Source organism: Alkalihalophilus marmarensis DSM 21297, from assembly GCF_000474275.2.
In the GTDB taxonomy this organism is placed as follows: domain Bacteria; phylum Bacillota; class Bacilli; order Bacillales; family Bacillaceae_D; genus Alkalihalophilus; species Alkalihalophilus marmarensis.
Map to the genome: position 1 here is coordinate 1 of NZ_ATAE01000008.1, position 12,569 is coordinate 12,569.

Here is a 12,569-nt window from a genome sequence, read left to right on the forward strand (position 1 = left end):
AAAATGTTATTGGAATAACAAATTAATATTAGCTTATGTTCTAATGTGCAAGTTCTTTATTGCTAATTTAAAGTGATTGATTGGTGAAGCCGTTGAAAGTCACTTCAACATTCCTGTTAAACTTTATAACGATGCTAATGCTGCGGCTATTGCAGAATATAAATGGGGCTATAAGAGAACTGAACATCTAGCTTATGTGACGGTCGGTACAGGTGTAGGGGCTGGAATTATCTCTCATGGTAAGTTGATCAGGGGTTTTAGTGATAATGCAGGTGAGTTTGGACATACTTCTGTAAATATGTACGGAGAACCTTGCGGTTGTGGCAACCGGGGGTGTCTAGTATTGTATACTTCTGGTCCGGCAATAGAACGTGCTGTCGGAGTAAAACTTAATCTAAGTGAGGCTAACCGAATCTCGATGCGTGAGATCAACGAAAAGGGCTAGGTGTATAAAAGTTATGTTGAAAGGTCTGATAATGATGTCAGGCCTTTTATTAATAAATGTTAAACTATTTTTATATAAACTTTTCACAGTGAACTCGTGATAGAATTAAACAAATTACGCAATGAAATTTTATATAAATACTATGAAATTGGCTAACAGGTATCGTGAAAAAATTGATGAGAATAAAGGGGAGAGATATGAATGGCAGAATTATTGAATTGGAAAAATGGTGCCCGAGGGCAAAAATTTATTACTTCTTTTAGCGGAGGAAAGGATAGTGTCCTAGCTCTATATAAAGCATTGAAGGTTGGAGAAGCTGTGGGGTTGATCGTCATGCTGGAGGAAAAAGGAAAACATTCGAGATCCCACGGCATGCCACCAGAGCTCATACGTGCCCAAGCTAAATCTATAGGTTTGCCCGTATATACTGCCGCTGCAAGTTGGACAAATTATGAAAAAGTATTTATGCACCTTTTAGAAAAAGCTAAAAATCAAGGAGCAGAAGTGTTAGTAACTGGCGACTTAGATATGCCTGCTCATGGCTGTTGGCATGAAAAGGTTACAAAGAATGCTGGACTAAAGCTTGGGATGCCTTTATGGGAAATGAATCATCGTGAAGCTGTCGAAGAGTTCATAGATCTGGGATTTGTAACGATTATTGTAACTGTTAATTTATCAAATGGAATGCGAGAAGACGATTTAGGGCGCACGTTAACCCATGATTACGTGAAGGAGCTTGAAGCTCGTGGCATTGACCCATGCGGTGAAGGTGGAGAGTTCCATACCACAGTAATAGATGGGCCTATTTTTAAAAATACTATTCCAGTGCGTAAATGTGAGATTATTAAGAACGGAGAATATGCTTTTTTACCTTTGGAGCTAGATCAGATGGGGGATATAGATACTTTATAAAGAGGTAGCAACTACTAAAAACCGCTTCTTCTTGTATTTTTTTATTATCCATTCTGTGTGAGCACCACCCTAGTTTGACCTTTCTGCGGGAACATTTTCCCTGAATTGAGGATATTGTTTGGATCCCAGGCTTCTTTTATTTTTTTCATCAAATCCAGTGTCAAACCTAGTTCATTTCTCATGTATGGTGCTTTAAGGATACCAATCTCATGTTCACCTGATAAAGTTCCGCCTAGGGCAATGGCAACTTGAAATATTTCGCCGACAGCCTGTTCTACTTTCTTCATTTCCTCAATATTCCTTTTATCCGTTATGATTTTCGGATGCAAATTTCCATCACCAGCATGTCCAAAAACTACTAAATTCAGATTATATTTTTCACGTATCATGTGGAGTTTTTTAATCATTTCTGGGATCTTACTCCTCGGAACAGTGGCATCTTCAGAGATTTTCGTCGGGCCTAACTGAGTGATTGCTGGGGAAACTATTTTTCTAGCTTTCCAGATATTAATTCGCTCTTCTTCTGTTTTAGCTACTTTTATCTGTACATTAGAAAATGATTTACGTATTTCTGAGCATTTATCAATTTCTTCATTGACTGATGCTTCATGTCCATCTAATTCAATTATGATAAACCTAAACAAAAAAGAAAGGTGAGACTCCGCAAACTATAGTAATGCGGAGTCTCACCAGGCTTAACAAAAGTGTATGTCAGATTCAATATAAACATGAGTTCTTATGTTCAAATAGCTCATTATGAATGACGTTTTTTTGTTATTTTGAAGTTGGCATTTCAAGAGCAATCTTTGCTTTTTCTAAGTCATGACTTACTTGCTCGTCGATATCATAGGCATGATACATTTCCTGCTCGATCATATAGGTTGCCACTTCATGATGTAATTGTATCGTTTCATCTAGTTGTTTCTTTAAAATATTATGGATCTCAGGGCTTGCTGTTTCCGTAATAGCTACTGCATAGCTCCTTACAGCTGCTTTTGCAGTTACTAGAAGATCTGTTGCAATGACCTCATCATTAATTAAATCTTTATTATTGATTTTATCAAGAATACTAGACATATGCTTATTCTCCTTTCTCTACTTTTTCTAAAATAGTACGTAATTCTTTAACAGCTTCTTGAGATGCTGCGGCATCTTTTTGAAGCAATTGTTTTAGTTTCTTGTCAGAAGCTAGACCTTGCATCATTGATGATTTTGCAGCACTAGCTGATTTAATCGTCAGTATTTCATGAACTTCTAACACTTCATGAGCTGCGTAGTTTGTTTTTGCCATCATTGCTGCCTCCTTGTTGTTTTGGAATGTAATGTATGAATTCCACTGTTTTATAAAATAAAACCTATTAATTTTTTATTGATAGACAAAATGTTTAAAAGATAGTGTCGAATCCACCGTATTCATGTATAATAAAGGTACTTATTAACAATCTCATATAGCACATCTAGGTCACTTTCGTTATAGAAGTGATAATAGGGAAGTTGGTGTAAATCCAACGCGGTCCCGCCACTGTAAATGCTTGATTGCCTGCACATCCACTGTCAATTTGATGGGAAGGGTAAGTAATCGGTAAGCATGAGTCAGGAGACCTGCCTAGGTGTTTCGTGTGAAACCTTCGAGGAAAAGGGGAAGCGGTCTAATCTACTCTAATTAATCACATAGAGTAAGGTTAGTACTACTTTATAAAGTAAGCACTCCTCGGTATGATGGAGTGCTTTTTTATGTGTACCTTCTAATTCAACCATTCGTTCCACGCAAGAGCTAGAGAGAGAAATAAGTACATTACATATTTGGGAGAGGATTTTATGTTGAAAAAGTGGTATGCACTTCTTGCTGCACTTATGCTTGCTTTTGTTTTGACTGCTTGTGGAGAGACCACAGATACAGGTGACAGCAGTGAACCTGTCGAGGAGACAGAAGAGTCAGGGAATGTAGAAAATGCGGAAGATGAGAACGAGGAATCTGGAGATTTTCCTAGAACCGTAACGGATGCTATTGGAGAAGAAGTTGTTATTGAAGAAAAGCCTGAGAAAATCGTTTCACTTATTCCGAGTATTACAGAAACATTATTCGAAATCGAGCAAGGAGAATATGTAGTAGGACGTACAGATTGGGATAATTATCCTGAAGAAGTGTTGGATATTGAAAGTGTAGGAGATATGAACTTCGATGTCGAACGTGTCCTTGCGCTTAGTCCAGATCTTGTATTATCCCATGAATCAAGCGCACATAGTTCAACTGAAGGATTGGATCAAATCCGCTCTGCTGGTATTCCGGTTGTTGTCATTAACGATGCAAATTCAATCGATGCTGTGTATGAGGCTATTACTATGATTGGGGAAGCATCTGGTGCTGATGAACAAGCTGCTTCTACCGTAGAAGAGATGAAAGAGCGTTTTGCAGCTGTTGAAGAAAAAGCATCTGAAATTAGTGAAGAAGATCAAGTAAATGTATGGATTGAAGTGTCGGACGATTTATATACAGCTGGCAGCGAAACCTTTATTAATGAAATGCTGACGATGATTCGTGCCAATAATATTGCTGATACAGAACAAGGTTGGCCGCAGTTTACAGAAGAGGAAGTAGTCACGTTAAATCCAGAAGTTATTATTACGACTTATGGATACTATGTTGAGGACGCTGATGAGAAAATTAAAGAACGTGCCGCTTGGCAAGATGTAGATGCGGTTAAGAATGAGCGTATTTACGATGTACAATCTGATGAAGTTACACGATCAGGTCCGCGTCTTGTTAAAGGAGTAGAGGAACTTGCGTCAGTTATTTATCCAGAGGTATTTGGCGAATAATCACTTTATTGCCTATACAGCCGTACTCATATTTTGTTTTTTAGCATTTATCATAAGCATCGGAAAGGGAAGTGTTGAGCTTCCCTTTTCTATCGTTATTCTTATTGTTTTGCAAGAAGGGTTACATATACCGCTTAATGCTGCCCTAGATCCCATGCATGTAAATATTGTGATGGAAATCAGGCTTCCGAGGACGCTGCTTGCTATGATGGTCGGCGCTTGTTTAGCTGTTGCTGGAGCTGCCTTTCAAGGTTTTCTGAAAAATCCACTGGCCGATCCTTATACATTAGGAGTTTCATCGGGTGCTGCAGTTGGCGCGGTTGTTGTGTTATTCTTTGGCATCAGCTTGCCGATCATTGGTCAATTTACTCTACCATTTGTCAGCATCATCTCTGGTTTTTTAACCCTGTTTTTAGTCATTGGATTTGCGAGAGTCGTTCAGCGTTCGATGTCGGCTGAGACGATTATTTTAGCAGGAATTATTTTTAGCTCATTTTTAGGTGCCTTTATCTCTTTAATGATTTCCCTTACTGGTGATGAACTGCGGCAGATTATTAATTGGCTCATGGGTAGTGTCGCTATGCGGGGATGGCCATATGTCTACATGATTGTTCCATGTTTTCTCATTGGATTTACTATGTTGTTTTTTAATCGCCATGAACTAAATGCACTAGCATTTGGAGAAGAAACCGCACGTCAATTAGGAGTTAATTTAAAAGCGCGTAAACTGACCATATTACTTGGTGCCACGGTCGTAACGGGTGGTGCGGTTGCCGTTTCAGGAACGATTGGATTTGTAGGATTAGTTATTCCGCACTTGACAAGACTACTCTGGGGAAGTGACCATAAGCACTTGATTCCGCTTTCGATGTTCGTCGGTGCCGGGTTCTTAGCATTAACCGATTTAACGGCCAGAACGATTTTAGCGCCAACAGAGCTGCCGATTGGGGTTATAACGGCCATTATAGGCGGACCTGTGTTTGCTCTTATTTTATTAAAACAACGGAAAATAGGAAGGTGAGATGCATCGTGATAGAAAGGAGGAACAAAATTGTTAAAGGTAACTAATCTAACACTAAGCTATGGAGAGAAGACTGTCATTAAAGATGTCACTTTTAAAGTGAATAAGGGAGAGATTTTTGGGATAGTCGGTCCTAATGGGAGTGGAAAAACGACCCTTTTAAAGGCAATCAGCGGCAGTCAAGAACCTAAGCAGGGACATATTATGTTAAATGAGAGATCTCTCTTAACCTATCATTCAAAAGAATTAGCAAAATTAATGGCTGTACTGCCTCAGCAATCAGAGACTGCCTTTACATATTCTGTATGGGATGTGGTAGCTCTTGGAAGGTATCCCTATCAAAAAGGGTGGCTTCAAGGGCTTACTAAAGATGATCATCAAGTGATTGAACAAGCGCTCAAACAAACTGGGACAGAGCAATTTAGAGATACACCGCTTCAATCATTAAGCGGAGGAGAGCGCCAGCGTGTGCTGCTAGCAAGAGCCTTAGCTCAGGAACCAGATGTTTTATTACTCGATGAACCAACGAATCATCTTGATATATCCTATCAAATGAGCTTGCTGAACTCGCTGAAGCAATGGTCTAGAGATCGTGACTTAACCGTAATTGCCGTTTTGCATGACTTAAATATGGCAAGCTTATACTGTGATCGAGTCTTGTTGTTAGATGAAGGTCAGACAATCGCATTAAATGAACCGAGAAATGTGATGAAAAAAGAGTCTCTGACTGATGTGTATAAAACAGCGCTTGAGTGCGGAGAACATCCCGCTCATCCTTCACCACTCATTACATTTGTTCCTGAGGCTGCAAATGAAGAAACGCTCTCACCCATTGACTTATTAGAGATAGAGCAGGATCCGCAGTGGATTAAAATAACGAGTCCTAATAGGTGGAAAGCTTTATCATCTGCTGTATTAGGTGCAGGGTTCAGCTGGCATAATACGTTTGTTAATCGTCATGTGCATAAAGATTATCAGTGTGATGATGTCATTTCTGAGTTTAGCCACTACCTTACTGAACGTGAAGTGAGCGGTGAAGATGTGATGGGCATGATGACCGCGGCAATGTTAGAAGATGCAGTTATATTACGTGTGAATGAAAATGGATTAAATATGTTAGTCATGGTGACAGCAGGCACCTCAAATGCGGTTGACGCCTCAAAAGCTTTCTCGCACCCTCAAATGACAAGCAAGATAGGGACGATTAACACATGGGTGTTTATGGAAGGGAAGCTGCCGGAGTCTGCCTATGTTCAAGCATTAATGACAGTAACGGAAGCCAAAAGTAAAGCAATGTTTGATGAAGGGATTAAAGATGAAGTCACTCAAACGATTGCGACCGGAACGTCTACTGACAGTGTAATGATCGCAGCTAGTCAGGAAGGTGAAGAGTTTCCTTATGCCGGAACCATTACATCGATTGGGAAGTTAATGGCTAAATTAGTATATGAAGCGACAAGAGAAGCAATAGTGAAGAACAAAAAGAGGCGGGGAATATGATTTTATATCATTTGATGGCTCTAACTCTTGCTGTGATCATTGATCGTCTGATCGGCGACCCCAAATGGCTGCCGCACCCTGTCGTTGGGATGGGGAAAATCATCTCCTTCTTTGAAAAAAGGTTGAATAAAGGAAGCCATTGTCGTATTAAAGGGTTTATGATGATGCTTTTTTTACTCACTATCAGTGGCGGTGTCCTCTTTATCATCGTTTATACTGCCTATTCCATTCATATCATGTTAGGAATAATGGTAGAGGCATGGTTTATTTCAACGACGATCGCTGCAAAAGGGTTAAAGCAAGCTGCGCTTGATGTGTGGCAGCCACTCGTAAATAAGGATTTAAACGAAGCAAGGAAGTATCTATCATATATCGTAGGCCGTGATACTACGAATTTGAAGGAAGAAGAGATTACAAGAGCAACCATTGAAACGGTATCAGAAAATACGAGTGATGGGATCACAGCTCCATTATTTTATGCCCTGCTTGGAGGCGCGCCCCTTGCTATGATTTACAGAGCCGTTAATACAGGCGATTCAATGGTAGGGTATAAAAATGAGAGATATTCTGAGTTTGGGTATGCAGCGGCGAAATTGGATGATCTTTTTAATTTGATACCAAGCAGAATGACTGGATTGATTATGATTATGTTTAATCGTCCTGCGCTAAAACGCAGCCGAACAGAGTGTTTTAACGTGCTCTTAAGAGATGCGAAGAAGCACCCGAGCCCAAATAGCGGCTGGGGAGAAGCAGCAGCTGCAACACTAATGGGAATCCAGCTCGGCGGGAGAAATGTATATGGCGGACAAGTGTCAGAGCGAGCTAGAATGGGAGACTCATTAATTAAACTTCTTCCAGAACATATACTTGCTGCTAATCGCTTGATGATACGCACAGTTTTCGGATTCACAATTTTATTATGGATGATTGGGGGTATGTGGTATGTCCTTACCTGACCATGGCGCCAACCCTAAGATCTTTACGAAAGCATTAGGAGTGGCTTATGAAGAAGGCTCAATCGATTTTAGTGTAAACACGAACCCTTTAGGTATGAGTAATTATGCGAACTTTACTCAAAGTGATCTTAAAGAGGCAATAAGTGCCTATCCAGAACCGCATGCTGAACAATTAACAGCAGCTCTAGCGAGGTATCTAAAGGTTGATAAGAGCAGGCTGTTAGCAGGAAACGGAGCGGCGGAATTAATCTTTCATTTAGCCCATATATATCAAGGGAAAAAGGTGCTGTTGATAGAACCTGCCTTCAGTGAATATAGAGATGCTTGTGAGGCGAACGGGTGCGAAGTCGAATCACTGGTTCTAGAAGATCCTTGGAAGATCAATATTAAACAATTAGAAGGTCGTCTTGCCGGGGTAGACTTGATGTTTTTATGTGCCCCTAATAATCCAACAGGAACAACGTATTCAATGGAAGAAATGTCAGAGATCCTAAACTGTGCTAAAAACCATAACACAATCGTTGTGATTGATGAAGCATTTTATGATTTTCAAGAGAGTAGACAAACCCTCATAGGGGATATTAATCAATTTCAGCATTTAATTATTTTACGCTCGATGACCAAGATGTACGGAATTGCAGGTGTACGCCTCGGTTATATGATCGCCTCACCTTCACTTATTCAACGTGTAAAAAACATTCAACCGCCTTGGAGTGTGAACGGTCTTGCTCAGAAGATTGGACAAAATCTTTTAGAAGACTCAACCCTAGTAAATGAAACAGCTTCATACATAAAAACAGAAAGGCTTCGGATGAAGACGGAACTTGAAAAGATGGATTTTTCCGTATCTGATTCGGTTGTCAACTTTTACTTATTAAGTGAGAAAGATAAGCGAGATCTAAGACCGCTTATGATTTTTTTAATTGAACATAAAATCATCCCTAGACATACCTACTCATTTAATGGTTTAAATGGGCGTTATTTAAGGCTGGCTGTCAAGACGAAAGATGAAAACAACACTCTTTTATCTGTATTAAAAAAATGGCGGGAACAGCCATGTTAATGTTTATTACAGGCGGAGTAAGGAGTGGAAAAAGTTCTTATGCGGAGAAACGAGCAGTGGAACAGTTTCACAATGAAAAAGGGTCCTTATTTTATCTTGCAACGGGACTAGCAGATGATAATGAAATGAAAGAAAGAGTAAAAAAACATCAGCGGCAGCGAAGTAGGATTTCTTCGCATTGGAACGTCATTGAGCAGAGCATAGATGTTGAAGAACATCTCCCTTCATTTAACCAAAGAGATGTGGTCTTAATTGATTGTTTGACCACTTTATTGACAAACGAATTATTCAAAGATTGGCGGGATGTACCAGATAAATGGAAGGATCCTGCTTACGTGATGGAAATAGAAACAAAGCTTATTTCGTTTATAAATGAATTAGCTAGGGGAGAGTTCACCGCTATTTTAGTGTCAAATGAGGTAAGTCATGAACCTATCTCGGATGAGCTGACGCTTGCGTATGCGAAGCTCTTAGGCACCTTGCATCAGCATGCAGTAAAAGAGTCTGTTGAAGCAATCAAAGTTGAAGCAGGAATACCAATAGTAATGAAAGGCAGGCAGTGAAATGAGAGGAATTATGATTCAAGGTACGTCTTCAGATGTAGGAAAAAGTATCATTTGCACCGCTCTATGCCGTATCCTTTATAATCAAGGGATAAAAGTCGCGCCTTTTAAATCTCAGAATATGTCCAATAACTCCTATGTTACAGCCTCTCAGGAAGAAATCGGACGAGCACAGGGTATACAAGCAGAAGCGGCTAACGTTAAAGCAACCGTTTTTATGAATCCAATCTTATTAAAGCCGTCTAGCGATCAAGAATCTGAAATTGTCCTATTAGGCAGGAGACAACACACATCAACTGGGGCTGATTACCGGCGAGATTTCTATGAAAAAGGGTTAGAAGCGATCTCTTATTCTCTTGCTGAGCTTAAAAAAGAGTTTGAATTTGTCGTAATAGAAGGAGCTGGCAGTCCAGTTGAGATGAACTTGAATGATAAAGAACTCGTAAATATGAAGGTTGCTGAGGTAGCCAATGTCCCCGTTATATTAGTTGCGGATATAGACCGCGGCGGAGTCTTTGCCTCTATTGCAGGTACACTGTCTTTACTAAGTAAAGAAGAGAGAAGCCGGGTAATAGGTGTTGTCATCAATAAGTTCCGAGGAGATCGTGCTTTATTTACGAGCGGGGAAAAATGGATTGAAGAGCATTTGAATATTCCTGTATTAGCTGTGATTCCACATTTGCCGGATCTTCGAATCGAAGCTGAGGATTCACTTGCTCTTGATCACCTGAAAAAACATTCATCGCTCAAAAGAGATAGTTTAGATATCGCCGTGATTAACCTTCCATATGTATCTAACCACACCGACTTAGAACCACTTTTATCTGAAGAAGATGTTTCTTTGCGTTTTGTCCAAAGAGGAGAAGAGTTAGGTTATCCTGATGCGGTGATTTTACCGGGCACTAAAAGCACCATTTCAGCAGTTAACTGGCTTCTTGACACCAAGTTGTTTGAGGCAATTCAAGCTTACGAAAAAGATGGAGGATATGTTGTCGGTATATGCGGCGGGTATCAATTAATAGGTCAATCGATCATTGATACAGCTGGTACGGATACGGGGGCTGCTGGAAAGATGGTCAATGGGCTTGGCTTATGCCCGCTTGAAACCCAATTTATGAAAGATAAAACTACCATTCAATCAACAGGAGAGTTACTGCACTATCCAGAGATAAACAGCCAAACCATTAGTGGATATGAGATTCATTTAGGTAATACCATCTGCTTAACAGATGATGTAGTGCCTTTTCTTAAATTAAACGGGAAACATGAAGGTGTATACGGTGAGGATGGCCGCGTGATCGGGACGTATCTGCATCATCTCTATTTCCATGATGAGTGGCGTAATGCATGGTTAAATCAGTTAAGGGAAAATAAAGGCTTTGATAAAAGAGAGGTTGTTTCCTACGAAGCAATTAGGAGGCAGGCTTATGATCAATTAGCTGAGGCTGTTTCAAAAGAATTAGATATAAATAACCTAATTAATCGGATAGAGATGTGGGAGAAAAATCAGCATGGAAATGATTAAAAATCTAAGTAAAGGTGCTCTTTTAGCTTTTCAATTACTAACTACGATCCCCATTTCCCTGCAGCTGGGATGGAATGAGAGGCTGGCACGACTATCTGTTTGTTTTTATCCTTTAACAGGTCTGCTTTTAGGGTGTTTACTAGGGGGGCAAGCATTTCTTTTACTGAATTACACAAGTCTCTCATCCTTTATCATTACAGCATGGCTGATGACGTTTACATGTATCTATTCCGGTGCCCTGCACCTTGATGGCTGGGCAGATTTTAGTGATGCCGTGTTTTCTAGGCAGTCTATAGAACGTAAGCTTGAAATCATGAAAGATTCAAGAGTCGGAGCATTTGGAGTCATCTCCTTGCTCCTTTTGTTAGGATGGAGATTTTTATTCATTTATGAAATCCTTGAAGCGACATTAAATGTGTATTGGTTGATACTTATTCCATTTTTAACAAGGATCATTATGGGCGGGCAGATATTGATCGGTTCATTTGCAAGAAATGATGGAATGGCAGCTGCCTTAAAGCCTGCTCAAACGCTGGCAGTGAAGTTCGCATTTATCGGCTGGATTGCAGCTGCACTGATTGTTTTTTTAATTCTTGACTTCACCTTGGCTTGGTTATTTTTGTTTGCTTTCCTTTTTATTGTAGTATGGCTGCGATTTTGTTACCGACAAATAAAAGGCATTACCGGTGATACGATTGGCGCAGGAACGGAAGGGAGTGAGACATTTTTGTGGGCCGTTCTATTTGTGTTGTACTCATTCGGCATGGTTTAACTAGTTTCAACAAGGAAAAAAGGTATTTAGGCCACAAGAATCTCTCTCTTCTTGCTGGAGAACAATCAAGCCTAGAACCTCTGAAGGTCATGTGTGCGAAGATGAAAGTAGACCAACTGTACTCAAGTGATTTAAACAGGTGTCTTGAAACGTCTCTTATTCTATATCCTGATCAAAAACCGAAACCTCTTCCAGCTTTAAGAGAGTATGATTTTGGAGATTGGGAAGGAAAACAGTATAACGATTTAGCAGCTTTACCTCATTACCAAGCCTGGATTACTAATCCAAGTGAAGTCGTCCCTCCTAATGGGGAAGCTTTTCATGATTTTACGGACCGAATCGAGCAGGGATTTAAAGAGGTGCTTAACGAAGCGTCTAAGAACGAGTATTCCACTGTCGTATGTGTTACGCATGGAGGTGTCATCAGGTATTTGTTGAGTACATATGCACCTAATACAAAGTCTTTTAATGAGTGGAGTGCTGATATTGGAAAAGCCTATAAGCTCACAGGTGATATCGAAGACGTGAGGAGGGGAGAGCCATTCAGTTTATTACAGGTAGTGCCTTCTGTGGAAAAAACAAATGGGTGAACACACAGATTTCGCAGATCGAACAGAACGAATATTCAGAGATCACATGGTATAATGGGTACACTAGTAATCTAGTGGATGAAGATCTAGTCCGAAGTGAGGGGATAACGATTATCTTCGGAATTGAACAGGTAATTGATAAATTTTTAGAGCAAGATTTGGATCGTGCTAGAGAGTTGTTCAGGCAATGGCTTCAAAGATTGACAGACTGGGAAGAAAGTTCACCTCAACATAAGCTTTTTATTATTGGCTGTGATATTGGGAAAGGAATTGTACCAATCGATGTCAAACATAGAAACTGGAGAGATCTTGTTGGCTGGTGTTATCAAGATATTGTAGAAAAAGCGGAGCGTGTTGATTTGATTTGGTATGGCATCAATCAGCGGATAAAATAAGAGGGGG

General features: G+C 40.0%; 14 protein-coding genes, 1 pseudogene and 1 riboswitch. Of the genes and pseudogenes, 12 read left to right on the top strand and 3 right to left on the bottom strand.

All coding sequences use genetic code 11. The features are described from left to right. Window positions 1-76: 76 nt before the first annotated feature. Both A33I_RS03595 and A33I_RS03600 read left to right on the top strand, forming a co-directional pair. Entirely contained in the window at window positions 77-445 is a 369-nt protein-coding gene (locus A33I_RS03595) for an ROK family protein (protein ID WP_022627088.1), read from the top strand. 201 nt (window positions 446-646) lie between these two features. Continuing rightward, on the top strand, window positions 647-1,357 hold the full coding sequence (locus tag A33I_RS03600; RefSeq protein WP_022627089.1) for a Dph6-related ATP pyrophosphatase: 711 nt from the start codon (window positions 647-649) through the stop codon (window positions 1,355-1,357). Between the two features lie 44 nt (window positions 1,358-1,401). Here A33I_RS03600 and A33I_RS03605 read toward each other — a convergent pair. The 3 genes and pseudogenes from A33I_RS03605 to A33I_RS03615 all read right to left on the bottom strand — a co-directional run. Further along, a pseudogene (locus A33I_RS03605) lies at window positions 1,402-1,989 on the bottom strand (FAD-linked oxidase C-terminal domain-containing protein); the annotation flags it as partial. Window positions 1,990-2,131: 142 nt separating this feature from the next. Then, on the bottom strand, window positions 2,132-2,434 hold the full coding sequence (locus A33I_RS03610; RefSeq protein WP_022627091.1) for a spore coat protein: 303 nt from the start codon (window positions 2,432-2,434) through the stop codon (window positions 2,132-2,134). A 4-nt stretch (window positions 2,435-2,438) separates the two neighbouring features. Continuing rightward, complete coding sequence (locus A33I_RS03615) at window positions 2,439-2,651, bottom strand: hypothetical protein (RefSeq protein WP_235806156.1); 213 nt, start codon at window positions 2,649-2,651, stop codon at window positions 2,439-2,441. A gap of 148 nt (window positions 2,652-2,799) precedes the next feature. Beyond that, a riboswitch (cobalamin riboswitch) is annotated at window positions 2,800-2,981 on the top strand. 194 nt (window positions 2,982-3,175) lie between these two features. On the opposite strand from A33I_RS03615, the gene A33I_RS03620 reads away from it, so the two are divergent. Genes A33I_RS03620 through A33I_RS03665 form a run of 10 tightly spaced genes read left to right on the top strand, consistent with a single transcriptional unit; the run spans window position 3,176 to window position 12,562 of the window. Then, window positions 3,176-4,177, top strand: a complete 1,002-nt coding sequence (locus tag A33I_RS03620) for an ABC transporter substrate-binding protein (RefSeq protein WP_022627093.1) — start codon at window positions 3,176-3,178, stop codon at window positions 4,175-4,177. Further along, window positions 4,140-5,198: a FecCD family ABC transporter permease gene (locus A33I_RS03625; RefSeq protein ID WP_022627094.1), complete on the top strand. Its 1,059-nt coding sequence runs from the start codon at window positions 4,140-4,142 to the stop codon at window positions 5,196-5,198. Before A33I_RS03620 ends, A33I_RS03625 begins: the two co-directional genes overlap by 38 nt. Before the next feature lie 30 nt (window positions 5,199-5,228). After that, a complete protein-coding gene (locus A33I_RS03630) occupies window positions 5,229-6,698 on the top strand; it encodes a heme ABC transporter ATP-binding protein (RefSeq protein WP_022627095.1) in 1,470 nt (489 codons plus the stop codon). Beyond that, a complete protein-coding gene (gene cbiB / locus A33I_RS03635; protein WP_022627096.1) occupies window positions 6,695-7,654 on the top strand; it encodes an adenosylcobinamide-phosphate synthase CbiB in 960 nt (319 codons plus the stop codon). Before A33I_RS03630 ends, cbiB begins: the two co-directional genes overlap by 4 nt. After that, window positions 7,641-8,717 (top strand): threonine-phosphate decarboxylase CobD, encoded by a 1,077-nt coding sequence (gene cobD / locus A33I_RS03640; protein ID WP_022627097.1) that lies wholly within the window; start codon window positions 7,641-7,643, stop codon window positions 8,715-8,717. The genes cbiB and cobD overlap by 14 nt, the downstream gene beginning before the upstream one ends. Further along, on the top strand, window positions 8,711-9,280 hold the full coding sequence (locus tag A33I_RS03645; RefSeq protein ID WP_022627098.1) for a bifunctional adenosylcobinamide kinase/adenosylcobinamide-phosphate guanylyltransferase: 570 nt from the start codon (window positions 8,711-8,713) through the stop codon (window positions 9,278-9,280). The genes cobD and A33I_RS03645 overlap by 7 nt, the downstream gene beginning before the upstream one ends. Before the next feature lies 1 nt (window position 9,281). Next, the gene (locus tag A33I_RS03650; protein WP_022627099.1) at window positions 9,282-10,805 is read left to right on the top strand and encodes a cobyric acid synthase; all 1,524 of its coding nucleotides are present in this window, start codon (window positions 9,282-9,284) and stop codon (window positions 10,803-10,805) included. Continuing rightward, on the top strand, window positions 10,792-11,577 hold the full coding sequence (locus A33I_RS03655) for an adenosylcobinamide-GDP ribazoletransferase (protein ID WP_022627100.1): 786 nt from the start codon (window positions 10,792-10,794) through the stop codon (window positions 11,575-11,577). Before A33I_RS03650 ends, A33I_RS03655 begins: the two co-directional genes overlap by 14 nt. Next, window positions 11,535-12,167 carry a histidine phosphatase family protein gene (locus A33I_RS03660; protein ID WP_161808673.1) on the top strand — a complete coding sequence of 211 codons (633 nt, stop codon included), beginning with the start codon at window positions 11,535-11,537 and terminating at the stop codon, window positions 12,165-12,167. Before A33I_RS03655 ends, A33I_RS03660 begins: the two co-directional genes overlap by 43 nt. Next, the gene (locus tag A33I_RS03665) at window positions 12,164-12,562 is read left to right on the top strand and encodes a bifunctional adenosylcobinamide kinase/adenosylcobinamide-phosphate guanylyltransferase (protein ID WP_022627102.1); all 399 of its coding nucleotides are present in this window, start codon (window positions 12,164-12,166) and stop codon (window positions 12,560-12,562) included. The genes A33I_RS03660 and A33I_RS03665 overlap by 4 nt, the downstream gene beginning before the upstream one ends. Window positions 12,563-12,569 lie beyond the last annotated feature (7 nt).

Excerpts from the sequence above, each read along its gene's own strand:
- A33I_RS03600 (WP_022627089.1), top strand. The coding sequence starts at position 647 with ATGGCAGAATTATTGAATTGGAAAAATGGTGCCCGAGGGCAAAAATTT.
- A33I_RS03610 (WP_022627091.1), bottom strand. The coding sequence starts at position 2,434 with ATGTCTAGTATTCTTGATAAAATCAATAATAAAGATTTAATTAATGAT.
- A33I_RS03615 (WP_235806156.1), bottom strand. The coding sequence starts at position 2,651 with ATGATGGCAAAAACAAACTACGCAGCTCATGAAGTGTTAGAAGTTCAT.
- A33I_RS03620 (WP_022627093.1), top strand. The coding sequence starts at position 3,176 with ATGTTGAAAAAGTGGTATGCACTTCTTGCTGCACTTATGCTTGCTTTT.
- cbiB (WP_022627096.1), top strand. The coding sequence starts at position 6,695 with ATGATTTTATATCATTTGATGGCTCTAACTCTTGCTGTGATCATTGAT.
- cobD (WP_022627097.1), top strand. The coding sequence starts at position 7,641 with ATGTCCTTACCTGACCATGGCGCCAACCCTAAGATCTTTACGAAAGCA.
- A33I_RS03645 (WP_022627098.1), top strand. The coding sequence starts at position 8,711 with ATGTTAATGTTTATTACAGGCGGAGTAAGGAGTGGAAAAAGTTCTTAT.
- A33I_RS03650 (WP_022627099.1), top strand. The coding sequence starts at position 9,282 with ATGAGAGGAATTATGATTCAAGGTACGTCTTCAGATGTAGGAAAAAGT.
- A33I_RS03655 (WP_022627100.1), top strand. The coding sequence starts at position 10,792 with ATGGAAATGATTAAAAATCTAAGTAAAGGTGCTCTTTTAGCTTTTCAA.